This is a genomic window from Oceanisphaera submarina (genome assembly GCF_046521305.1).
GTDB classification, from domain to species: domain Bacteria; phylum Pseudomonadota; class Gammaproteobacteria; order Enterobacterales; family Aeromonadaceae; genus Oceanimonas; species Oceanimonas submarina.
This window is the reverse complement of sequence record NZ_JBKGFN010000002.1, coordinates 265,377-286,410: the sequence shown is the minus strand read 5'-3', so window position 1 is coordinate 286,410 and position 21,034 is coordinate 265,377. Positions and strand designations below refer to the sequence as shown.

21 protein-coding genes are annotated in these 21,034 nt (G+C 57.9%); 10 read left to right on the top strand and 11 right to left on the bottom strand.

The annotated features are described in order from the left end of the window. Positions 1–118 precede the first annotated feature (118 nt). The 4 genes from ACLEIV_RS03975 to ACLEIV_RS03960 all read left to right on the top strand — a co-directional run bounded on the left by ACLEIV_RS03975 (position 119) and on the right by ACLEIV_RS03960 (position 7,328). On the top strand, positions 119–2,218 hold the full coding sequence (locus ACLEIV_RS03975; RefSeq protein ID WP_410455359.1) for a TonB-dependent receptor family protein: 2,100 nt from the start codon (positions 119–121) through the stop codon (positions 2,216–2,218). A 105-nt stretch (positions 2,219–2,323) separates the two neighbouring features. Continuing rightward, complete coding sequence (locus ACLEIV_RS03970; RefSeq protein WP_410455358.1) at positions 2,324–2,998, top strand: metal-dependent hydrolase; 675 nt, start codon at positions 2,324–2,326, stop codon at positions 2,996–2,998. A 99-nt stretch (positions 2,999–3,097) separates the two neighbouring features. Beyond that, on the top strand, positions 3,098–4,201 hold the full coding sequence (locus ACLEIV_RS03965; protein WP_410455357.1) for a phosphoribosylaminoimidazolesuccinocarboxamide synthase: 1,104 nt from the start codon (positions 3,098–3,100) through the stop codon (positions 4,199–4,201). 868 nt (positions 4,202–5,069) lie between these two features. After that, on the top strand, positions 5,070–7,328 hold the full coding sequence (locus ACLEIV_RS03960; protein WP_410455356.1) for a putative bifunctional diguanylate cyclase/phosphodiesterase: 2,259 nt from the start codon (positions 5,070–5,072) through the stop codon (positions 7,326–7,328). 131 nt (positions 7,329–7,459) lie between these two features. On the opposite strand, the gene crp is transcribed toward ACLEIV_RS03960, so the two are convergent. Continuing rightward, positions 7,460–8,098, bottom strand: coding sequence for a cAMP-activated global transcriptional regulator CRP (gene crp, locus ACLEIV_RS03955; RefSeq protein ID WP_410455355.1), 639 nt, complete (start codon positions 8,096–8,098; stop codon positions 7,460–7,462). Between the two features lie 181 nt (positions 8,099–8,279). Here crp and ACLEIV_RS03950 point away from each other — a divergent pair, with 181 nt between their 5' ends. Then, a complete protein-coding gene (locus tag ACLEIV_RS03950; RefSeq protein WP_410455354.1) occupies positions 8,280–8,684 on the top strand; it encodes an OsmC family protein in 405 nt (134 codons plus the stop codon). Positions 8,685–8,890: 206 nt separating this feature from the next. Here ACLEIV_RS03950 and ACLEIV_RS03945 read toward each other — a convergent pair whose 3' ends face one another. Genes ACLEIV_RS03945 through ACLEIV_RS03935 form a run of 3 tightly spaced genes read right to left on the bottom strand, consistent with a single transcriptional unit; the run spans position 8,891 to position 11,020 of the window. Then, positions 8,891–9,760 (bottom strand): phosphoribulokinase, encoded by an 870-nt coding sequence (locus tag ACLEIV_RS03945; protein ID WP_410455353.1) that lies wholly within the window; start codon positions 9,758–9,760, stop codon positions 8,891–8,893. Positions 9,761–9,818: 58 nt separating this feature from the next. Further along, positions 9,819–10,043 carry a YheU family protein gene (locus tag ACLEIV_RS03940; protein ID WP_410455352.1) on the bottom strand — a complete coding sequence of 75 codons (225 nt, stop codon included), beginning with the start codon at positions 10,041–10,043 and terminating at the stop codon, positions 9,819–9,821. Beyond that, entirely contained in the window at positions 10,040–11,020 is a 981-nt protein-coding gene (locus ACLEIV_RS03935; protein WP_410455351.1) for a hydrolase, read from the bottom strand. The genes ACLEIV_RS03940 and ACLEIV_RS03935 overlap by 4 nt, the downstream gene beginning before the upstream one ends. Positions 11,021–11,174: 154 nt before the next feature. Between ACLEIV_RS03935 and ACLEIV_RS03930 the strand changes: the two genes are divergently transcribed. Continuing rightward, positions 11,175–11,768, top strand: coding sequence for a LysE family translocator (locus tag ACLEIV_RS03930; protein WP_410455350.1), 594 nt, complete (start codon positions 11,175–11,177; stop codon positions 11,766–11,768). Between the two features lie 85 nt (positions 11,769–11,853). After that, the gene (locus ACLEIV_RS03925) at positions 11,854–12,960 is read left to right on the top strand and encodes a 1-acyl-sn-glycerol-3-phosphate acyltransferase (protein ID WP_410455349.1); all 1,107 of its coding nucleotides are present in this window, start codon (positions 11,854–11,856) and stop codon (positions 12,958–12,960) included. A 459-nt stretch (positions 12,961–13,419) separates the two neighbouring features. Here the strand turns inward: ACLEIV_RS03925 and ACLEIV_RS03920 are convergent, their stop codons facing one another. From ACLEIV_RS03920 to ACLEIV_RS03905, 4 genes are all read right to left on the bottom strand, one after another. After that, positions 13,420–14,268, bottom strand: a complete 849-nt coding sequence (locus ACLEIV_RS03920) for a 23S rRNA (adenine(2030)-N(6))-methyltransferase RlmJ (RefSeq protein ID WP_410455348.1) — start codon at positions 14,266–14,268, stop codon at positions 13,420–13,422. A 14-nt stretch (positions 14,269–14,282) separates the two neighbouring features. Further along, on the bottom strand, positions 14,283–14,714 hold the full coding sequence (locus tag ACLEIV_RS03915; RefSeq protein WP_410455347.1) for a TIGR02444 family protein: 432 nt from the start codon (positions 14,712–14,714) through the stop codon (positions 14,283–14,285). Further along, on the bottom strand, positions 14,711–16,609 hold the full coding sequence (locus ACLEIV_RS03910) for an ABC transporter ATP-binding protein (protein WP_410455346.1): 1,899 nt from the start codon (positions 16,607–16,609) through the stop codon (positions 14,711–14,713). The genes ACLEIV_RS03915 and ACLEIV_RS03910 overlap by 4 nt, the downstream gene beginning before the upstream one ends. A gap of 275 nt (positions 16,610–16,884) precedes the next feature. Further along, positions 16,885–17,562, bottom strand: coding sequence for a hypothetical protein (locus ACLEIV_RS03905; protein ID WP_410455345.1), 678 nt, complete (start codon positions 17,560–17,562; stop codon positions 16,885–16,887). Positions 17,563–17,624: 62 nt separating this feature from the next. Between ACLEIV_RS03905 and ACLEIV_RS03900 the strand changes: the two genes are divergently transcribed. Then, on the top strand, positions 17,625–17,825 hold the full coding sequence (locus tag ACLEIV_RS03900) for a YheV family putative zinc ribbon protein (RefSeq protein ID WP_410455344.1): 201 nt from the start codon (positions 17,625–17,627) through the stop codon (positions 17,823–17,825). A 124-nt stretch (positions 17,826–17,949) separates the two neighbouring features. After that, positions 17,950–18,477, top strand: a complete 528-nt coding sequence (locus tag ACLEIV_RS03895; RefSeq protein ID WP_410455343.1) for an FKBP-type peptidyl-prolyl cis-trans isomerase — start codon at positions 17,950–17,952, stop codon at positions 18,475–18,477. Positions 18,478–18,546: 69 nt separating this feature from the next. Here ACLEIV_RS03895 and ACLEIV_RS03890 read toward each other — a convergent pair whose 3' ends face one another. Together ACLEIV_RS03890 and ACLEIV_RS03885 are read right to left on the bottom strand one after the other, a co-directional pair. Beyond that, positions 18,547–18,762 carry a SlyX family protein gene (locus ACLEIV_RS03890; protein WP_410455342.1) on the bottom strand — a complete coding sequence of 72 codons (216 nt, stop codon included), beginning with the start codon at positions 18,760–18,762 and terminating at the stop codon, positions 18,547–18,549. Beyond that, positions 18,755–19,840: a WD40 repeat domain-containing protein gene (locus ACLEIV_RS03885; RefSeq protein ID WP_410455341.1), complete on the bottom strand. Its 1,086-nt coding sequence runs from the start codon at positions 19,838–19,840 to the stop codon at positions 18,755–18,757. Before ACLEIV_RS03885 ends, ACLEIV_RS03890 begins: the two co-directional genes overlap by 8 nt. 29 nt (positions 19,841–19,869) lie before the next feature. On the opposite strand from ACLEIV_RS03885, the gene fkpA reads away from it, so the two are divergent. Then, the gene (gene fkpA / locus ACLEIV_RS03880; RefSeq protein ID WP_410455340.1) at positions 19,870–20,655 is read left to right on the top strand and encodes an FKBP-type peptidyl-prolyl cis-trans isomerase; all 786 of its coding nucleotides are present in this window, start codon (positions 19,870–19,872) and stop codon (positions 20,653–20,655) included. Positions 20,656–20,670: 15 nt separating this feature from the next. On the opposite strand, the gene ACLEIV_RS03875 is transcribed toward fkpA, so the two are convergent. Next, positions 20,671–20,994, bottom strand: coding sequence for a GIY-YIG nuclease family protein (locus tag ACLEIV_RS03875; protein WP_410455339.1), 324 nt, complete (start codon positions 20,992–20,994; stop codon positions 20,671–20,673). Positions 20,995–21,034 lie beyond the last annotated feature (40 nt).

Genomic DNA, 21,034 nt, shown 5'->3' with positions numbered 1-21,034 from the left:
TTCCCTTGATGGCAGCCGTCGTCAACAAGGATGATAAAAAGTTCAATTTTTTATTGAATTACCAGAGCCAATAAAAAATAATGCACAAACATCAATCATTATCATTTGGGTTTGTTTTATGGGTTTAGCAGGGAAAGAAAATCGCACCACAGGTTTCAGCCGTCGTCCGTTAAGTGTGCTGATCAGCCTGGCGCTGATGCCGGCCATGCCGCTGGCCGCCGCCGAGGCGGTTACCAGCCAGCTGGAGCAGGTGGTGGTGGAGGGAGACTGGCTCGGCACCCCGACCAAGGAAAACGCCAAAACCTACACCGGGGCTCGTAACGTGGTGGAAAGCGAAGAGCTGCACGAGCGCGGCGCCCTCAACCTCGAAGATGCCCTGCGTCAGGTGCCCGGCGTTCAGGTACTGGATGAAACCGGCACCGGCATACTGCCCAACATAGGGGTGCGGGGCCTGAATCCGCTGCGCAGCGAGCGGGTGCAGCTGCTGGTGGACGGTTACCCGATTGCCATCGGCCCCTATACCAATGTGGGGGTATCTCTGTTTCCGGTGACCCTGCCCAGCCTGGAGGCGGTGGATATGGTCCGCGGCGGTGCCGCCGTGCATTATGGTCCCAACAACGTGGGCGGTGTGCTGAACCTGGTCACCAAGCCGATACCCAACAAGCTGGAGCAAACCCTGCGCGAGCGGCTGCTCATCGCCGAAGACACCGGCCATGTCATGACCGATACCTACTACCGGGTCGGTGGTTTCGTGACCGACAATCTGGGCCTGCAGTTTCAGGCCAACCTGCAGAAGGGCAACGGCTTTCGCGATCACTCCGACACCGAAGTGCAGAACTATATCTTCGATATCGACTACTTTGCCGACGACATCAACGAGTTCAAGGCCCAGCTGCAGTATTACGATGTGACTGCCGACTTGCCCGGTGCCCTGAGCCCCACCGCCTATGAGGGCAATCGCAACCAGTCCCAGCGGCCCTATGACGGCTATGACGCCGACATGTGGCGTGCTAATCTGACCTGGATTCACACTCCCAGCGATGACCTGGAATTCCAGTGGCGCAACTTCGCTCACCGGGCGGACCGGACCTTCTTCTTCGGTCAGGATCTGATATCGGGGGGCAACTGGGCCGACCCCGAAGCCAATGCCAGCCATGTGGCCGACTCGCCCCGCATATTCAACGTTTACGGCACCGAGCCGAGGGTGACCAAGCAGCTGGCTAATCACACCCTGATACTGGGCGGCCGCTACGTGCGGGAAGAGGTGGAGTTCGATGTCAATCGTCTGACTCTGGCCGACGGCAGTTACAACGATCAGGTACGGGACTGGGATTTCACCACCAACGCCTACGCCGCCTATATCAGTGATACTGTGCACCTGATGGATGATCGCCTGACCATCACCCCGGGGATCCGTTACGAAGAAGTGCGCACCGATTACCGGGACGACAACTCCGGCGCCATCAGCGACAACCATGCCTCCGAGTGGCTGCCTGGCCTGACGGTGGGCCTGCAGGCCACCGATGAGGTGTTCCTGTTTGCCAATGCCCAACGCTCCCTGGTGCCGGTGCAGACCGCCCAGGTGATCAAGGAAGGCGAAGTGGCCAACGAAACCGCCTGGAACTACGAGTTGGGCGCGCGCTGGCAGCCATTAAATAACGTCGAGACCAGCGCCACCCTGTTCCGTATCGACTATCAGGATCAGATCCAGCACAACAGGACGACCGATACCTATGAAAACCTGGGCGAGACCCGCCAGCAGGGCATAGAGCTGGAAGGCCGCTGGCAGGCGACCCACGAGCTGGCGCTGGGCCTGGGCTATACCCTGCTGGACAGCGAACAGCTGACCGGTGCCAACCGGGGCAAGGAACTACCCAATGCGCCACGTCACCATGTGAGTGCCGACGCCACCTACAAAACCGGTCTGTGGACTGCGAGCGCCAGCGCCCTGTATGCGTCCGCGAGCTTCAGCGATGCCGCCAATACAGTGAATGAAACCGCCAACGGCAGCGCCGGTGAACTGCCGTCCTACACCCTGGTCAACACCCGTCTGGGCCGGGACATTGCCCTGGGCAACGACATGACCCTGAACGTGGGCCTGGGCGTCAACAACCTGCTGGATGACGATGCCTACTTCCGTGGCGCCGACGTCAGCCCGGTCGGTCGTGTCCCCATGCCTGGCCGCACCTATATGCTGGAAGGTCAGCTGAGCTTCTAAGCTCCGACGTCTTCTGCTTATCATCACGGGGCCTTACAGGCCCTGTTTTTTTATCCAGTATCCACATGCTACACTCGCCGTCTTTTTCAGCCTGGGAGGTGGTCGATGGCGGATTTCAGAACTCATATCAAGGTGGCCTCGGTGGCCAGCGCCCTGCTGGCGGGTGCCATGGCCTGGGCCCAGCTGGTGACCCTGCCCGAGGCGGGCCTGCTGTGGCTGGCCGGCTCTCTCGGCGGCATCATGCCGGACATAGATGCCGATACTTCCCGCTCCATCCGTATCATCTTTCGTCTGTTCGGTATTCTCGGCACCATGCTGGCGCTGCTCTATGGCCGGCAATATCTGCCGCTGGTCGACACCCTGGTGCTGGGGGCGGCGGCCTATGTCGTTGTGCGTTACCCCCTGTGCTGGGCTTTTGCCCGTTTTACCGTGCATCGGGGGGCCCTGCATTCGCTGCTGGCCAACCTGGTGTTTGCCGGTGGTGGCGTGGTGATTAGCTCCCGTCTGTTCCAGTTGCCGGCCGAGCTGGCCTGGCAACTCGGCATCTTCGTGTTTATCGGCGCCTTCATTCATCTGTTGCTGGATGAGCTGTACAGCATCGATCTGGAAGGACGGCGGCTGAAGAAGTCGTTCGGTACCGCGCTGAAAGTCACCGAGTGGCCGGCACCGCTTCCCAATCTGTTGTTGCTGTCTCTGCTGGCGGGCTGCTGGTGGCTGGCGCCCGCTACGCCGTCGCTGTTGCTGGTGTTGCAGCGGCTATTGCCGCTTTCCCACATCTGATAAGATAGCGCCGCTGGCAGCCCGCCCTTCAATATAAATACAATAATTCGGCGACGGTGTTCAGCTGAGCTTCAACACTCCACACACAGGACACACGCGATGAGTCTCGCAGACAAGGTATTGGCCGTTAATAACGACCTCCCGATCCGTACCCAGCAGCCGGTTCACAGCGGCAAGGTGCGCTCTGTTTACTGGCTGACCGAAGAAGACAGCCGCCGCCTGATCCAGGAAAAAGGCTATGACGTGGCTGCCGATGCGCCGCTGGCCATCATGGTGATCAGCGATCGTATCTCCGCCTTCGACTGCATCTGGCACGGGGAGGGCGGCATGCAGGGGGTGCCCGGCAAGGGCGCGGCGCTCAATGCCATTTCCAACCACTGGTTCAAGCTGTTCCGCGAACAGGGCCTGGCCGACAGTCATATTCTGGACATTCCCCATCCCTTCGTGTGGATAGTGCAGAAGGCGACCCCGGTGAAGATCGAGGCCATTTGCCGCCAGTACATTACCGGCTCCATGTGGCGCAGTTATGCCAGTGGAGAGCGCGAGTTCTGCGGTATCCGCCTGCCGGATGGCCTGCAAAAGGATCAGAAGCTGCCCGAGTTGCTGATGACCCCTTCCACCAAGGGCATTCTCACCGGTATTCCCGGCGTGCCGGAGGCTGACGACGTCAACATTAGTCGCCAGAATATCGAAGACAACTTCGCCGCCTTCAACTTCCGCAGTGCGGCCGATATCACCCGTTACGAGCGGTTGTTGAAGGAAGGTTTCGAGGTCATCAGCAAGGAGCTGGCCAGGATCGATCAGGTGTTTGTCGATACCAAGTTCGAATTCGGCTATGTCTGTGACGCGGCGGGCACCGAGAAGCTGATTTACATGGATGAAGTGGGCACTCCCGATTCATCCCGGATCTGGGACGGCCCAGCCTATCGCGACGGGCGTATCGTGGAGAACTCGAAAGAGGACTTTCGCCAGCTGTTACTCAGGCATTTTCCGGATCCGGATATTCTGCTCAATAAAGAGCGGATGCCCGAGCGGGAAGCGCTGGCGCGAGATAATGCCTTGCCGGTCGAGGTGCTGATGGACATATCCCGTACTTACGTAGGCATCGCCGAGAAGATTACCGGCCAGAAGTTGGAATTGTCCGATAACCCCAAGGCGGACATCATAACGATATTGCGCGACCGGTACGGTCTGATTGATTAAATAAAAAAACCCGGGAGTTCCCGGGTTTTTTTATACATTGGAGCTTGATGCCTATATCAAGCCGGTCGTCAGGCTGCCTGGATAAGTAATCATGCATAGCCTTACGCCCTTGAGTAGCGTCGAGACTTTAACCAGCAACTTGTCTTTGTTCCAGGAGATAAAGTGGCGCCAGTGAGATTTAGCCTGTTTCCACAAGATTTAGATCAGCTCCCATTCCGGGCTGTCACAAAGCAGTATAAACAGATATTCATACACGCATTTATCGGGCATCGTTGGTTCGATAAAGTGATGGATTGATGCATTATCCATCACCACGCTAGTCAATTTATCCAGAAATGGGACCCGGTGTGGCCGTTTCACCGAGCGCCGAAACAGCTCAAGGTGTCATTCAGCAGTTACATAACCCGGCACGCCAATCACATTGACGCATTTACGTCCCACATCGGTATCCGCGCGATGAATCTCACCTGGCGGGGCCGGGATCCTGTACATCCGATACACAGGAGAGGCCACTTTCATCGCAGTAGAGACGTTCTATTTTAACCTGCACGCTTTCATCGGGTATTCGACGGGTGGAAACGCCTCCTTCGACGAGCATCACTCGGAGTAGGAAACGGGAACTATTGAGGGGTGACGCAGCGGAGTTCAAAAAATCTACATTCCGACAGGGTAGCACTGGAGGAAATAATAATTTGACTCGTTTAAAGCTGTATAATTTGATCAATTTTATGTAATTCTGGTCAACTTGCGAGCGAAAGGCGGCTAAAACAAGTCAAACCTGCTTGTAAAACGATCACTCGTCGCCCTGAGGAACTGTTAGGGGTAACAGGACCTTCTATCAAAAGAGACAGCAGCCACAGGAGTTACAATGCCTCACGGTTCCAATGACACGCCCATTGACTATCTGCACCTGTTGAAAGAGGTCGCCGTCGCGGCCAATCAAGCGATCGGCGTGGAAGCCGCATTGCTCAAAGTACTGCAGAGCGTTTGTCAGTTAACGGGGTGGCCGGTGGGGCATTCCTGGATAAAGGGACCTGATGGTGAACTGGTGTCAAGCGGGATCTGGCATCTGGATGAGCATTATCCGGCGGGTAGCTTCGACGTTTTCCGGCGGGTCAGCGAACAAAGGTGCTTTTTCTCGGGTGTCGGCCTGCCGGGGCGGGTGCTGTCAGAGGGGGTGCCGCTCAAGATTATCGATATCCATGTGGAGGGCAACTTCCCCCGGCAAGCGGCAGCGAGGGAAGCGGGCCTGATCTCGGGGTTTGCCGTTCCCGTGCAATCGGGCAACAGCATCACGGCGGTACTGGAATTTTTTACTGGCGCACCGCAGCAGTTGCAGCCAGAGCTGCTGGATGTGATGACGCAGGTGGGTGTCCAGTTGGGACGGGTATTCGAACGACAAAGCTCCCGACAGGCGTTGCTGGCCAGTGAGCAGCGTAGCCGTCAAATCATCGACAGCGCGGGAGATGCCTTTATCGGTATGGACTCCCGGGGCATGATTACCGCCTGGAACCGGGCCGCCGAAGTCATTTTTGGCTGGTCGCTGTCCGAAGTATTGGGCCAGAGTGTCGGCGAGACGATAGTACCGAGTCAATATCGCGATGCCCATCAACGTGGGCTGGAACGTTTTCTCGCCCATGGAAGAGCGAAGGTGCTGGGACAACGGCTCGAGTTGCCGGCCTTGCACCGGGATGGCCGGGAATTTCCTATCGAAATTACCCTCTGGTCCCTGGAAGAGCACACCAGTTGGAGTTTTTTCGCCTTTGCCCATGATATCAGTGCTCGCAAGGAGGCCGAACGGGCCCTGGAGTACCGGGCCCTGCATGATGCCCTGACCGGGCTCCCCAACCGAGCTTTGGTACTGGACAGGGTACAATGGTGTTTGTCCCAGAGAAAGGAGGCCAATACCAGTGTGGCGGTATTATTCATCGATTTGGATCACTTCAAACGGATCAACGACAGCTTCGGCCATGATGCGGGCGATCAGGTGTTGATCTCGGTGGCGCAGAGATTGCAGCGGGCCATGCGGCCAAGCGACACCGTCGCTCGCCTCGCCGGTGATGAATTCGTGATTGTCTGTCCGGACGTCGCCAGCCATCGCGATGCAACCGTTATTGCCCAGCGGCTGTTGGCAGAGCTTGCCCCTCCTATCGCAGTGGAAGAAGACAAGGTATTCGTGTCTGCCAGCATAGGTATCGCCATCGCCGAGCCGGATTGGGATGCCGAAAAATTAATTGGTTCAGCCGATATCGCCATGTATGAAGCCAAGTCCGCAGGGCGGGCCCATTATCAATTATTTGATGAACAGATGCAGATGCAGGTTGCGACCCAGCTGCGTATCGAGAATGAGCTGCATCGGGCTTTGGAACGGAAAGAATTTCGTCTGTTTTTCCAGCCGATAGTAGCCGCAGCCACCGGTCAGCTGGTGTCGGTAGAAGCTCTTTTACGTTGGCAACATCCGGTCCAGGGGCTGTTATCACCGGTGGAGTTTATTCCCGTTGCCGAGGAAACGGGACTGATCGTTCCTATTGGCACCTGGGTTATCGAAGAGAGTTGTCGTCTCGCCCAACATTGGGGCTTATTGCGTGATACAAACTTGCCTTTGGGCGTATCCGTCAATCTTTCTCCCCGGCAATTGCTCCAGTCCGACTTGGTCGACACGGTCAGCCGTCTCTTCCGTACCTATTCTTTCGATCCCGGGTGTATTGAATTTAGCTTCGAGGTGACGGAAACCGCAGTGATGACAGATCCCGAGGCTGCCGCCATGACCTTGCAGGCCTTGCGAGATCTGGGAGCTCGAATCGCCATCGATGACTTTGGTACCGGCTATTCTTCCCTCGCTTACCTCAAGCAATTTCCCGTCGACAAGCTGAAAATCGATCGCTCTTTTGTCATGGGTATTAGCGAGAGTGAGCTCGACCAGGCCATTGTTCGTACGGTGACCGGACTCGGACATGCAATGCAGATGGTGGTGATTGCCGAAGGTGTGGAAACGGCGGAGCAGGCGCGTATATTGCAGTCTTTGGATGTCGACTTGCTGCAGGGGTATTTCTACGGCCGGCCGCAACCAGAGGAACAACTGGAAGCCTTGCTGCTCAACCCTAATCAAGCTGACAGGGCGGGATAATGAATAGCAGCAGAGATAAGGCACCAGCCCGCCGAGGAATGGAAACCTCGGCTGAACTGGTGTGATATGACTCTATAAGCGATTGCCCGTGGTCTGACTGGTATTGAAAAAGGCCAGCCCGGTGGTGGTGCTCAGCGGGTGCCGAATACCACTATGGTCTTGCCGTGGGCGGAAATCAGATTCTGTTCTTCCAGCATCTTCAGGATGCGACCGACGGTTTCCCGGGAGCAGCCGACGATCTGGCCGATTTCCTGACGGGTAATCTTGATCTGCATACCGTCCGGGTGGGTCATGGCATCCGGCTGACGAGCCAGGCTGAGCAGGGTTTCTGCGATGCGACCGGTCACGTCGAGGAAAGCCAGATCGCCTACCTTCTGACTGGTAGTCTGCAACCGCTCTGCCATCTGGGCCGACAGTCGCAGCAGGATCTCCGGGTTCACCTGGATCAGCTGACGAAACTTCTTGTAGGAAATCTCGGCCACTTCGCAGGGCGACTTGGCTCGAACCCAGGCGGTCCGCAGTGGATTATCCGTTTCTTCAAACAGCCCCAGCTCACCGATAAAGTCGCCCTGATTGAGATAAGACAGGATCATTTCCTTGCCGTCTTCATCCTTTATCAGCACGGAAACCGAGCCCTTGACGATATAATAGAGAGTCTCGGCCTTTTCTCCCGCATGGATAAGCGAGCTTTTTGCCGGATATTTATGAATATGGCAATGTGACAAAAACCATTCCAGGGTAGGGTCACTTTGGGGCTTGCCAATAACCATGAACTTTCCTCTTGATTGACTCGGGCTGAACGCCTGGCGAGCAGGCTGCCTTGCCTAATAGCGTAGATAATTCGCTAGCATAAAAGGCTTGTGCCTCGCCATCAAGAGCCTTGAGGCTTTTATCCTGCTCGTCGACGCCGGGGTGATAGGCTAATATGTGATTTTTCAGTGGGGAGGTGTTATGAAAGCCAAGGTAACCTGGTTGGAAGGAATGTGTTTCGAAGGCTTATCCGAGTCCGGTCACAAGATGGTTCTGGATGGTACCAATCCGGGCAGGGGCGCAAGCCCGATGGAAGCGGTACTGCTGGGTGCCGGTGGCTGCAGTGCCATCGATGTGGTGTCCATCCTGGAAAAGGGGCGCCAGCAGGTCACCGGCTGTGAAGTAGAGCTGGACGCCGACAGAGCAGAGAGCCCGCCCCGGGTCTTTACCGCCATTCGGCTGCATTTTGTGGTCACCGGCCAGGATCTGGCCGAGAAGCAGGTGGCCCGCGCCGTCGGGTTGTCGATGGACAAGTACTGCTCTGTGATGAAAATGCTGGAAAAGGCGGTCACCGTCGAGTCTTCCTTTGAAATCCGCAACGCCTGAGCGCATTCTTTCCCGAATGACGCCAGACGAAAAGGCCCGGTACCTCCGGGCCTTGTTGTATTTATAGCGGCCTCATCTAAACAAGCGGGCTGTTTCTAGGGTCTGCTTGTGTTCCTGCGGATAGCTTCTAGTCATGCAAGAGGCAACAGGGATTGCCTCTTTATGCGGCAGGTGATCCGTGACCAAGAGACAGGCTGAGGGTCTTGTTAACGGATCTTGCCGGTTTCCAGCAGCTGCTCGAGCATGGGGCGCAGGATCAGCTCCATGACGAAGCCCATCTTGCCGCCGGGCACCACTATGGTGTTGCGTCGGGACATGAAAGATCCGTCGATCATCGCCAGCAAATAGGGGAAGTCCACGTTCTTGATGCCGCGAAAGCGGATCACCATCATGCTCTCGTCCGCGCTGGGAATCACCTTGGCGCTGAAGGGATTTGAGGTATCCACCGTCGGCACCCGCTGAAAGTTGATATGGGTACGGGAAAACTGGGGCGTGATGAAATTGATGTAGTCTTCCATCGAACGGACGATGGAATCGGTCACCGCTTCCCGCGAATGACCGCGCTCGGCGGTGTCGCGGATCAGCTTCTGGATCCACTCCAGGTTGACGATGGGCACCATGCCGATCAGCAGATCCACATGTTGTGCCACATTTTGCTCGTCGGTCACCACGCCACCGTGCAGACCCTCGTAAAACAGCAGGTTGGTGTCTTCCGGCAGTTGCTGCCAGGGGGTAAAGGTACCGGGCATCTGATTGAAGGGCACAGCCTCGTCGAAGGTGTGCAGGTAACGGCGAAACTGGCCGGTGCCGGTATTGCCATATTCCTTGAAAAAGTGCTCAAGCAGTTCGAAGTCGTTGGCTTCCGGTCCGAAATAGCTGATATGTCTGCCTTGCTCCCGAGCCCTGCGAATCGCCACGTCCATCTCCGGACGGGTATAGCGGTGAAAGCTGTCGCCTTCGAGCATGGCGGCCTTGACCCCTAGCTGGGCGAACATGGACTGGAATACCTCGGTCGAGGTTGAAGTGCCGGCACCCGAGGAACCGGTCACCGCTATAATGGGGTGCTTGGCAGACATAAGGAACCCTAAATATGATTAAACTGTGAATGTTTATACGCAGTGTGCAGGGGGCAGGTCAAGGTTTGTTACGGAACTGGTCCGCCGGTACTATGTGAACGCTCTCGTGCAGCTCACTATAGACTATGACGGCCTTCCCATGCTTAAGTTGTTGTTTAACCTGGATAACTTTTTCACTTAACGATATGTCCTGCTCACCGTATTCGGTGCCTTCCTGCAGTACGAATTGTTCGATAAGGTTATTGAGTGTGTCTTCGCTCAATTCAGTAAATGGAATAATCATGCTTTCTCCTGATAAGGGGGCCATTGCCCGGCGAGCCATTCCGGAACCCGTTGTTCCAGCCAGTAGCGAGGGCGCCAGGGCTGGCCATGCATAAAGCCGACATGGCCACCGGTGCGGCTCAGTTCATAGATGATCGCCGGCGGCAGCTCGCTGGCATCCGGGATCACCGCATCGTTCATGAAGGGATCGTCGGCGGCGTGGATCACCAGCGTCGGGGTGCTGATACCCGAAAGCTTATAAAGACCGGAACAGCGGCGATAATAATCTTCGGCGTCGTTGAAACCGTGTATCGGTGCCGTTATCTGGTCATCAAACTCACGCAGGCTGTGGATCCGGTCGAGACTTCCCTGCCATCGATGATGCGGATGACGGCGCAGTCGTTGCTGCCAGTTGAACTTCATTCGGCCCAGCAGGTAGCGCTGATAGAAGCGGGAAAAGCCCGAGTTGATGCGATCGGCGCAGGCCGACAGCTGCAGCGGGGCCGAAATGACCACGGCGGCACGCAAGGGATGGCGTTTGTGCTCGGCAAGATAGTTGATCAGCATGTTGCCACCCAGGGAATAGCCGATGGCCGCCATGGGCCGTTCCGGGTAGCGCTGGCGCAGAAGTTCCAGCACATAATGCGGATCTTCGATGGCGCCGGAATGATAGGCCTGCAGGTAGCGGTTGGGTTCACCGCTGCAACCGCGGAAATGCATCAGCACCGGTTGCCAGCCCTGTTGGTGCAGGGCCGCCATCATGCCCCTGGCATAATGGGACTCGACACAGCCTTCCAGGCCGTGAAACAGCAGCACCAGCGGCCTGTGTTCATCCAGTACCGGCAGCGCCCAGGCCAGATCGACAAAGTCCCCATCCGGCAGCTCCAGGCGTTCGCGGCGGTAGTCGATGCGCGTGCGATGCAGGTATTTGGCCATAATGGTCTGCACATGGGGATTGCGGGCCCACCAGGGGGAATGGAATCGGCTGGGATGGATCATAGTTTCCTGTTGTCACGCTGAGATGGCACGCCATGGGGCGGTATTAATGTCGATAAAACCATAAGTCGATAAAACCATGAGCCGATAAAATACTGGGCGCCGAGCAGAAAATCGAGTAAAACAAGGTTCTTCACCGTTATTTGACCAGCACATCATGGATCTCGCCCTGCTCGGCTCCGCCGCCGGTTTTGCCCTCGCTGCCTGTGGCACGCCGGGGCCCAACAATATGCTGCTTACCAGTTCCGGTACCCGGTTCGGCTACGGCCCTACCCTCAAGCTGCTGCTGGGCATTATGCTCGGTCTGCAGCTGCTGATGCTGTTCACCGCTCTGGGGCTGGGACAGTTGTTTCTGCTGTGGCCGGCCCTGCAATGGGCGCTCAAGGTAGCCGGCAGCGGTTATCTGTTATGGCTGGCCTGGAAGATTGGCTGCGCCAACCCGCCCGTTTCCGGTGACAGCGAGCCGGGCATGGGCTGGCAACAAGGCGCTCTGTTTCAGTTCCTCAACCCCAAATCCTGGCTGATGGCGGTGTCGGCGATCAGCGGCTTTACCCTGGCTGGTGACGGGTACTGGCTCTCGGCGGCAGGGGTGCTGGCGATATTTCTGTTGTTTGGCATCATCACCGGCCATATCTGGGCGCTGTTCGGCATTCATCTTCGACGCTGGCTGAAAACGGCACAGGACTGGCGGCGTTTTAATCTTTCGATGGCCATATTGACTGCGACCAGTGTACTGATGATCTGGCGTTAAGTCGGTTTTTACGCATTATCCTTAGAGTTTGCCGCCAAAGGGTGTAAAATCTGGGCGTTTTTTGCCCCAGGACCCCAATATTGTCATGGTTTCAGACACAGATTTGTTTAAAGACATTCGTCCCTACCGGGACGACGAAGTCGCCGGCGCCATTCAGCGGCTGATCCGCGACGACGAGTTTATCGGTGCCATCGCCAAATACCGTTTTTCGACCCTGTCCGGTATCGGTGGCCCCTTCATCAAGGCGTTGATCCGCCTGTATCTGAGCTGGCGCTGGCGCAAGCTCGGCAGCATCCGCCAGATCCAGCTGGAAGTGGCGGGCTACATGGAAAAGATGATCTCGAGCACCACCTCGGGCGTCAGCTATTCCGGCCTGGATCAACTTAATCCCGATGAGGGATACCTGTTTATTTCCAACCACAGGGACATAGCGCTGGATCCGGCCTTCGTCAATTGGGGCCTGCACACTAACGGGCTGGACACGGTGCGTATCGCCATCGGCGATAACCTGTTGCGCAAGCCCTGTGCCGCCGAGTTGATGAAGCTGAACAAGAGCTTTATCGTCAAGCGTTCGGCCAAGGGCCCGCGGGAAATGATGAAGGCGTTCAGCGAACTCTCGGCCTATCTGCGCCACTCCCTGGACGACGGCCACTCCATCTGGATCGCCCAGAAGGAAGGTCGTGCCAAAGACGGCAACGATAAAACCGATCCGGCCATCCTCAAGATGTTCTACATGGAAGGCAAACGACAGAAAATCCCCTTCGGCGATTACATCAAGAGCCTGAATCTGGTACCCGTGTCCATTTCCTATGAATACGATCCCGGTGATCTGGCCAAGGCCCGAGAACTGTATGCCAAGGCGACTCATGGCAGCTACGAGAAAGGCGAGTTCGAAGACGTTAAGAGCATAGTACAGGGAATTGTCGGCCAGAAGGGGCGAGTACACGTCAGCTTCGGTCAGCCGATGCGCGGCGACTTCGATAATGCGGATCAGCTGGCGGTGGCCATCGATCGGCAGATCCATGCCAATTATCACCTCTTTCCCAGCAACCTGCTGGCCGCGGGTCAGAAGGTCGCAGGGGACGCTGACGAAGCCCGGCTGTTCGAGCAGCACATGGCCCGGATCCCGGCCGAGCTGCGAGAACTGGTATTGTCTATGTACGCCCGCCCGGTACTGAACAAGGGCCAGTAAGCCGCTGTTTTAGTAAACTCCGGTATTAGTAAACTGTGGAATTGAAAAAGCCGGTAAGGTTGTCAATATGACAACCTTACCGGCTTTTTTATTGGCAATGTCGTGGTAATAGAAATCTTATCAAGTATTTGATCAGATATTGGATCGGAGCGCCAGAGGCAACACAGCCGCCTCCCTCGACACGCCATGAACCCATCCCTGGGGGCTCGGAAATGCCATCCCTGGCATTTCACGGTCGTGGGAGGCGATCTCTGTTGCCCCTTATTGAACACCGAGTTGCCCGAAGACGGTGCCAACAGGCGACTCTGCAGCATCAAGGAGGACAAAGGGATCTGCTCAGCCGACCATCCGCGCCAAGGATGGCGCGGCTGAGCCTACACGGATGTATTTACGGCGGGTCGGCGGAGCGGGCCCTTTGGCCTTTTTTCTACGGGCTGTTTCAGAACGATGGAGCCGGTTTTAGCCGTCGGCTTTCTTCAGCCACTCCAGTTTCCACGCGGCGGCCTTGTCCTGGGCCAGGGTGTCTTTCAGTCGCGGCAGCAGCTCGGTCAGCTGTTCATTCAGCTTCCAGGGCGGGTTCAGTACCATCATGCCCGAGCCGTACATGCCGAAGTCGTCGGCCTGCGCACTCACGCCGAGTTCGGCGCACAGTACTTGCTCGAAACCGCAGTTGGCCAGCGCTTCCTTGAGGGCGCCACTGCGATCGACCGCCTTGGCCAGCAGCGGATACCAGATGGCATAGATGCCGATGGGCCAACGCTTATAGGCCTTGGCCAGGGTGCTGGCCACGGTCTGATAATCTTCTTTCAGCTCATAGGGCGGGTCAATCAGCACCAGACCGCGTTTGGGCGTGGGTGGCAGCAGCGCCGGCAGCCCTTCGAAGCCGTTGCGGTGGTGAATGGCGACATTGGGCCCCATATTCTGGCGCAGGATTTCCACTTCGTTATGGTGTAGCTCCATCAGGGTCAGGCTGTCCTGTGGCCGCTGAAAGTGCTCTGCCACCTTGGGCGAGCCGGGGTAGAAGTCGAGCTCATCGGTCGGGTTCATGGCCTCGATGGCGGCAAAGTAACCCGCCAGTTGCGGCCACTGGCGGCGCTGCTGCCACAGGGGCGCTATGCCGCCCAGATATTCCGACTTTTTCCGGGTCCACTCGTGATCCAGCGCATAGCCGCCGGCACCCGAGTGGGTGTCGATATAGCAATAGCCCTTGTCCTTGACGCTCAGGGCTTCCAGGATCAGCGACTGCACCGCGTGTTTGAGTACATCGGCGTGATTGCCGGCATGAAAGGCATGACGATAGCTAAGCATGAAAGTAGTCCGTATTAACCGGCGAGTTTAAGCTGCCACAGCGGCGCATCGGCCACCTGCAGCAGGGTGAGATAGGTGAGCAGGCTGCCGCTGCCGGGCCGGGGCGGATGTTGCGCCAGCACCTGCAGCAGTTCCTGCTGTTGCCAGCGTTCGAGCTCCAGCTCGTGCTGCAGCAACTGCAGGTAATCGTCGTTGTCGAGCCGGGCCTTGAGCCGGCGGCGCAGTGCGCGCCACTGGTCGAACAGCCCCCGACGCGTTTGCAACAGTGGCAAAAAATGCGCCGGATCGACATCGAGCCCGCGTTCTTCCAGCAGCAGCAGCAACAGCAGCAGGTTGACGTTGGCACCGTGTTCGTCTTGCAGCTGCAGGCAGGCCTGAGCCACGCCGGGGCGGGGGTAATGCTGTTCGCTGAATTGCCAGAACTGATCGGCGTCGGGCTGGCTCATGCTTGCTCCAGCTCTTCCAGTTGCTCCTGCAGCTCCAGCCACTCGGCTTCCACCTCGGCCAGTTTTTGTTGCAGGGGGATCTGCGCCTTCAGCAGTTGCTGCAAGCTGGCTTTTTTCTCGGCGGCGTAAATGTCCGGGTCGGCCAGGCTCTGCTCGATATCGGCCAGTTGTTGCTGGCACTGTTCCATCTGTTGCTCGAGTTTGGTGATGGCCTTGCGCAGCGGCTGGGTCTGCTGGCGCAGCTCGGCCTGACGGCGTTTTTCCGCCTTGCGATTCTGGGCCGAATTGTCGCCGGCCGTGCTGACCGACTCGGGCTGGGCCGCCTTGTCCTGAGCCACCAGCCACTGATGATAATCCTCGATATCGCCGTCGAACGGCTGCACCCGGCCGCCGTCCACCAGATAGAACTCGTCGGTGGTGGCACGCAGCAGGTGGCGATCGTGAGAAACGATAACCATGGCGCCTTCGAAGACCTGCAGCGCCAGGGTGAGCGCCTCGCGCATGTCCAGGTCCAGGTGGTTGGTGGGTTCATCCAGCAACAGCAGGTTGGGCTTCTGGTAGACGATCAGCGCCAGCACCAGCCGGGCCTTTTCGCCGCCGGAGAAGGGACCGACCGGATCCTTGACCTGATCGCCTCGAAAGTCGAAGCCGCCCAGATAATCGCGCAGGCTCTGTTCTGTGGCCTTGGGGTCGAGTCGGGCCAGGTGGGTGAGCGGTGATTCTTCCAGGTGCAGGCTTTCCAGCTGGTGCTGGGCAAAATATCCCAGAGAAACACCCTGGCTGGCTTCCAGCTTGCCCGACATCGGTGTCAGTTCGCCGGACAGCAGCTTGATAAAGGTGGACTTGCCGGCGCCGTTGCGACCCAGCAGGCCGATGCGGGAGCCGGGCACCAGGTTGAGCTTGATGTCGGACAATATCGCCTTGCCGTCGTAGCCGGCAGACAGTTTTTCCATCGCGATCAGCGGTATCGGCAGGCTGGCGGGCGGGCGAAAGCTGAAGTTGAACGGCGAGTCGACATGGGCCGGCAGAATCTTCTCCATCCGCTCCATGGCCTTGAGCCGGCTCTGGGCCTGCTTGGCCTTGCTCGCCTTGTAGCGAAAGCGGTCCACGTAGTCCTGCATGTGGCTGAGGGCACGCTGCTGCTTCTCGAACATGGACTGCTGCAATGCCAGCTGCTCGGCGCGCATGCGCTCGAAGTCGGAATAGTTGCCGGTGTATTCGTTGAGCAGGCTGTTTTCGATGTGGATGATGCGATTGACCACGGCGTCGAGAAAGTCCCGGTCGTGGGATATCAGGATCAGGGTGCCTTCATAGCTGTTCAGCCAGCGTTCCAGCCAGATCACCGCGTCCAGGTCCAGGTGGTTGGTGGGTTCATCCAACAGCAGCAGGTCGGAACGACAGATCAGCGCCTGGGCCAGGTTGAGACGCATGCGCCAGCCACCGGAAAAGGCGCTGACCGGGCGGCCCTGGGCCTCGTTGGAAAAACCCAGTCCGTGCAGCAGTTCGGCGGCGCGGGCATGAACATGGTAGCCGCCGTGAATATCGAGCCGGCCGTGGAGCTCGGCGATGGCAATGCCGTCGTGGCGATCTTCGGCCTGCTCCAGCTCTTTGCACAGGCGACGATATTCCCGGTCGCCGTCAATCACGTAATCCAGTGCCGAGCAGCTCAGGGCCGGCGTTTCCTGGGCTACGCTGGCCAGTTGCCAGTCGGCGGGCATATTGAACTGGCCGCTGTCGATGCCGAGTTCGCCCTTGAACAGGGCGAACAGGGTGGACTTGCCACAGCCGTTTTTCCCCACCAGACCTACCTTCTGGCCGCCGTGAATGGTGGCGTTGGCATCTTTTAACAGGGGGCGGCCGCCCCGGAGCAGTTCAATCTGGTTGAGGGTGATCATAGGATCCTGACTTGTGACAAAACGCCATTTTACCCGGTTTTACCGCTCCGATGACAGGGGCTTGCTAGGGTCTGTTGCCCTTTCTCGATTAAATCTTGTTCGAGTTAAACGCGTTCTTATCGCGGCGAGAGGGATGTAGCCTGGTCATTCTAAGCAAACCCCTCTCAACAAAGAGAAAAACGCGTTTAGCCGAACCCGCAGGGCAGCGTTTGTGGGGGCTTGATACATGGCATAAGCGCTGCCTTGTATCAAGCCCCCACAAACTGCTGCAAAAATCATCTCGAAAGGCCAACAGACCCTAACCAGTGGCGACAATCTTGTTCAAATTGCGGCACCGAAGTAAAGCCATGGCCCAGCACCAGCTGATCGAGATTCGGGCTTTTGGCCAAATCGCGCAGTACCAGCAAGAGGGCACACTGACGGCGAAAGCTGTCTGCATCGCAGCCGAAGCGGCGGCGAAACTCGGCCTCTTGTGCCGAGGCCAGGGTAAAAGTGGTGGGGTTGGCGGTCACCCATTGCTGCAGCGGCGGCTGTGAGGCTACCGGCAATAGGGTCTGTAGTTGCAGTTCATCGTGCAGCATCCGACACAGGCGGCCATGGGCGCCCTGCCAGTCTTGCTCACCCGGCCAGTCGGCCAGACGAGCGGCGATGGCGACCAGCAAGGGGGAGGGAGCCAGCCTGCCGGCGCGGGTGGGCTGCACCAGGCGGGGCGAAAGTTCGACTCGGCTCAGTCGGCTGTGGGCAAAGCCATGCCAGGCAAACAGGGTATCGGCGGGCAGAAAGGCGGCCTCGCCTTCGACCAGCGGATAATAATGGCGGCCCAGCTGCAGCAGCCCGGCGCCCTGGTGCATCAGCAGCAGCACGCCTTTTATGTGACGCTGGCGTTTGCCTGGCACCAGGTGAGGCAGATCAAGAAGCTGATGATGAATGCTGTAATGGGCGGTAGTGGTCATTGTAGTAGGTTCATTTTTGGCGGAGAATTCGGGGTCAGGTTTGTCGTTCAGGATGTAAAACCATGGAAACCCGTCGTAAGAAGCGCTTCATTGCCGGGGCCGTCTGCCCCCGCTGTAACGCCATGGACACCATGATGCTGTATATGGAGCACGGTGTCGAGAAAGTCGAATGTGTCGGCTGCGGCCACACGCAAAGCCAGACCGACGACCAGGTCAGGCAGGCCGGCGGTGGCGAAGTGATCGGTGTATTCAAGCCGGAATAAACTCAAGCCGACATAAACAAGGACGCACGGCGGTCATAACGAGTGGCACTTGTGTGGTAGTCGCATTTCATCCCGACTTGCCATCCTGTATGCTATGACAAAATTCACCAGCAGGGTTATTCCCATGAAAGTATCCGAAAACAGCGTGGTTACGCTGGACTTTACCGTCACCAACATCAACGGCGACATCCTCGACTCCACCGAAGGCAAGCAGCCGCTGGAATACCTGCACGGTACCGGCTATCTGGTGTCCGGTCTGGAAGCAGTACTGAACGACAAGGTCGTCGGCGACGACTTCGACGTGACCCTGAATCCCGAGCAGGCGTACGGCGAGCGTGACGATGCCCTGGTACAGTCGGTGCCCGGTGAACTGTTTGACGGCATGGAAGTGGCCGAAGGCGACACCTTCGTGGCCGAAACCGATGACGGCCACCGCCCGGTGACCATCGTCGAAGTGGCGGAAGAATATGTCAAGGTAGACGGTAACCATCCGCTGGCCGGCATGACCCTGACCTTCAAGGGTGTGGTGCGCGAAGTGCGTGAAGCGACCGAAGAAGAGCTGGCGCATGGCCATGTACATGGCGAACACGGCCACGATGAGCACGACCACGATCATGACCATGCCGGCGGTTGCTGCGGTCACAAGCACTGAGCCTCGGCTCGGCAGTAAAAAAGGCGCCTCGGCGCCTTTTTTGTTTCCGGCCCCCGACTTCCTGGACTCTTAATAATGCGGCGGCGGGGTTTCCTCTGCCTCGGGGGCGACTTCACCCGGTTGCAGCTCCTTCAGTTTTTTCACCATCAGGCTGAGCTGACTCTTGAGACGGGCGGTTTCGGCACCCTGGGCGGTAATTTCCTGATTCAGCTGCTCTATGGTGTCGTCCTGAAAGGCCAGCCGGGTTTCCAGCTGTTCCAGGCGGTGGAGTATGTCTTCATTCATGATTCTGTTCTCTCGAGTGTAACGCCCAGGTTTCACCCAGGCCGGCGGAGCTGACGCTGTAAACATGCTGTTGATCGATAAAGGTCACGTCATACACCATGGCGCTGGCGGGACGCAGTCTGGTATGCAGGCCGACTTCCCATTGTTGTAGTTGTTTACCATCGTCCAGTTGCCAGAGCTCCAGACGACGAGAGGTACTGCCGGTCAATAGCCGGTTGCTGGCCGAGTCCAGCCGGGCGCTGACAAAGGTCTGGCCGCGGAAAGGCACCTGAAGACGAGAATAGAGCTCGCCCGATGGCAAGTGGTGAAGCTCACCCTGGCCCTGGGCATCGGCACTGAAGGCGAGGCGGCCTTTGGCGTCCAGGCGCACCAGACTGACGCTGTTTTCATGCTGCCACTGGCTGAGGATGGCGGCGTCGGTGGTTTGCCATAACAACACCTGGCCGTTCTGGCTGGCGCTCAGGGCATAGCGGCCGTTGGCGGATAAATCCACCGAGTTGATACGGCTGTTTCCGCCCTCGAGCCGGTGGCCCATAAACAGGAGCCGACGACCGCTTTGCAAATCGACATATTCGACCTCGCCAGTGTGGTAGCCGAGCAGCAGGCTGTTGCCATCGTTGGCCAGCGCCAGGGCGCGCAGGGAGTGTTTCAACTGATAGAAGCCGAGATTGCGGCCGTTCTGCAGCGACCAGACGGCCACGGTATTTATGCTGGCCGTGGCCGCGCTGTGACCGTCGGGTGATATGGTCAGCAGTAGAATATCGTCGGTGGACTCGCCCTGGTGCCAGTGGTAAAGCGGCAGCTCCTGGCCGCGTTGCCACACCTGCACCGGGCTGGGGCCGGTGGCGACCAGGGTAAAGCGGCCATCGGCACTGGTTTGTGCCGCCAGTATTGTTCCCTTGGCATAACGGCTCTGACTCACAGCGACATTGCCGGCATCGCAGCCGGAGATCAGTAAAAATGTGACGCACAGCGTCACCATCAGCAGGCTGGTGGGCATTTTTATAAGCTTGGGCTTTCGCATCGGCAACTTGAAACGGTAGTATAGGTCCGGATTGATAAGCATCTCATTTTCCATGGGGTTTTTCCCCTGTTCTGGAGTGAATAATGAAAAAACTGTTACAAGTCAGTTTGCTGGCCTCTGCGGTGTTGGTGGGTCTGAGTGGTTGTAAGGAAGAGCAGACCTCTGCCCCCTCGGCTGTGGAAACGGCACCGGAGCTGACCAGCTTCGAAGCCAAGTCTGCCTACGCCATCGGTCTGTCCATGGGCCGTTATATCGGCTCCACCCTGGAAAAACAGCAGGAGCTGGGCGTCGATCTGGATAACGACACCATACTCCGGGGCGTTAAAGACGGTTTCTCCGATGCGGGTCAGATGAGCGACGAAGAAATCCAGACCGCGCTGACGGCTTATGATGAGCATATCAATGGTCTGATCGAAACCCAGGCCAAGGAACAGGCGGCGACCACCCTGGAAGAGGGCAATCAGTTCCTGGAAGAAAACGCCAAGCGTGACGGCGTCAAGGTGACCGAGTCCGGCCTGCAGTACGAAGTGCTGACCGAAGGCGAGGGCGCCAAGCCTGCGGCCGAAGATGTGGTAACAGTGCACTACACCGGCACCCTGGTCGACGGTACTACCTTCGACAGTTCGGTAGAGCGTGGCGAGCCGGCGAGCTTCCCCCTGAATCAGGTGATCCCGGGCTGGACCGAAGGCGTGCAGCTGATGCCAGTGGGCTCCAAGTACAAGCTCTTTATCCCGGCCGAGCTGGGTTATGGCGAGTCTGGCGCCGGTACCATCCCCGGTAATGCGGTGCTGGTATTTGAAGTCGAGTTGCTGGATATCAAGGCGGCCGAGCAGTCCGAAGCCAGCCCCGAAGCTCCGGCTGCGGAGTAAGCAAACAACGGCGCCTCAGGGCGTCGTTTTTATTTTGGCCTGCAGCGCCACCCAGCCGTGCTCGTCGTGTAGCAATTGTTCTTTTGCCACCTTGCTCAGTTTTTTCAGGCGGTATTCCAGCTGCAGGGCCACAGACTGGTTGGCCACCGTGCGTTGCCATACCAGTTCGGCCGGGCGGCGGGACCAGACATAGCGGGAGGCGCGTGAAACCTGCTGGTTGTGTTCTTTGCAGCGGCGCTCCGGATCCAGGCTGATACCCGCATAAAAGCTGCCATCTCGGCAGCGAAGCAGGTAAAGGTGCCAGTGATGGCTGCCATCATTTGCGATAGGGTTCTGCATGGGAGCTTATTCGGTCATACTGTCATTACCGGGATAATAG

What these genes read in the sequence shown, in the direction of transcription:
- ACLEIV_RS03905 (WP_410455345.1), bottom strand. Translation starts at nt 17,562, where the DNA reads ATGACCACTACCGCCCATTACAGCATTCATCATCAGCTTCTTGATCTG.
- ACLEIV_RS03895 (WP_410455343.1), top strand. Translation starts at nt 17,950, where the DNA reads ATGAAAGTATCCGAAAACAGCGTGGTTACGCTGGACTTTACCGTCACC.
- ACLEIV_RS03910 (WP_410455346.1), bottom strand. Translation starts at nt 16,609, where the DNA reads ATGATCACCCTCAACCAGATTGAACTGCTCCGGGGCGGCCGCCCCCTG.
- ACLEIV_RS03940 (WP_410455352.1), bottom strand. Translation starts at nt 10,043, where the DNA reads ATGATTATTCCATTTACTGAATTGAGCGAAGACACACTCAATAACCTT.
- crp (WP_410455355.1), bottom strand. Translation starts at nt 8,098, where the DNA reads ATGGTTATTGGCAAGCCCCAAAGTGACCCTACCCTGGAATGGTTTTTG.
- fkpA (WP_410455340.1), top strand. Translation starts at nt 19,870, where the DNA reads ATGAAAAAACTGTTACAAGTCAGTTTGCTGGCCTCTGCGGTGTTGGTG.
- ACLEIV_RS03885 (WP_410455341.1), bottom strand. Translation starts at nt 19,840, where the DNA reads ATGGAAAATGAGATGCTTATCAATCCGGACCTATACTACCGTTTCAAG.
- ACLEIV_RS03965 (WP_410455357.1), top strand. Translation starts at nt 3,098, where the DNA reads ATGAGTCTCGCAGACAAGGTATTGGCCGTTAATAACGACCTCCCGATC.
- ACLEIV_RS03900 (WP_410455344.1), top strand. Translation starts at nt 17,625, where the DNA reads ATGGAAACCCGTCGTAAGAAGCGCTTCATTGCCGGGGCCGTCTGCCCC.
- ACLEIV_RS03960 (WP_410455356.1), top strand. Translation starts at nt 5,070, where the DNA reads ATGCCTCACGGTTCCAATGACACGCCCATTGACTATCTGCACCTGTTG.
- ACLEIV_RS03915 (WP_410455347.1), bottom strand. Translation starts at nt 14,714, where the DNA reads ATGAGCCAGCCCGACGCCGATCAGTTCTGGCAATTCAGCGAACAGCAT.
- ACLEIV_RS03950 (WP_410455354.1), top strand. Translation starts at nt 8,280, where the DNA reads ATGAAAGCCAAGGTAACCTGGTTGGAAGGAATGTGTTTCGAAGGCTTA.
- ACLEIV_RS03920 (WP_410455348.1), bottom strand. Translation starts at nt 14,268, where the DNA reads ATGCTTAGCTATCGTCATGCCTTTCATGCCGGCAATCACGCCGATGTA.
- ACLEIV_RS03970 (WP_410455358.1), top strand. Translation starts at nt 2,324, where the DNA reads ATGGCGGATTTCAGAACTCATATCAAGGTGGCCTCGGTGGCCAGCGCC.
- ACLEIV_RS03930 (WP_410455350.1), top strand. Translation starts at nt 11,175, where the DNA reads ATGGATCTCGCCCTGCTCGGCTCCGCCGCCGGTTTTGCCCTCGCTGCC.
- ACLEIV_RS03975 (WP_410455359.1), top strand. Translation starts at nt 119, where the DNA reads ATGGGTTTAGCAGGGAAAGAAAATCGCACCACAGGTTTCAGCCGTCGT.
- ACLEIV_RS03925 (WP_410455349.1), top strand. Translation starts at nt 11,854, where the DNA reads ATGGTTTCAGACACAGATTTGTTTAAAGACATTCGTCCCTACCGGGAC.
- ACLEIV_RS03890 (WP_410455342.1), bottom strand. Translation starts at nt 18,762, where the DNA reads ATGAATGAAGACATACTCCACCGCCTGGAACAGCTGGAAACCCGGCTG.
- ACLEIV_RS03875 (WP_410455339.1), bottom strand. Translation starts at nt 20,994, where the DNA reads ATGCAGAACCCTATCGCAAATGATGGCAGCCATCACTGGCACCTTTAC.
- ACLEIV_RS03935 (WP_410455351.1), bottom strand. Translation starts at nt 11,020, where the DNA reads ATGATCCATCCCAGCCGATTCCATTCCCCCTGGTGGGCCCGCAATCCC.
- ACLEIV_RS03945 (WP_410455353.1), bottom strand. Translation starts at nt 9,760, where the DNA reads ATGTCTGCCAAGCACCCCATTATAGCGGTGACCGGTTCCTCGGGTGCC.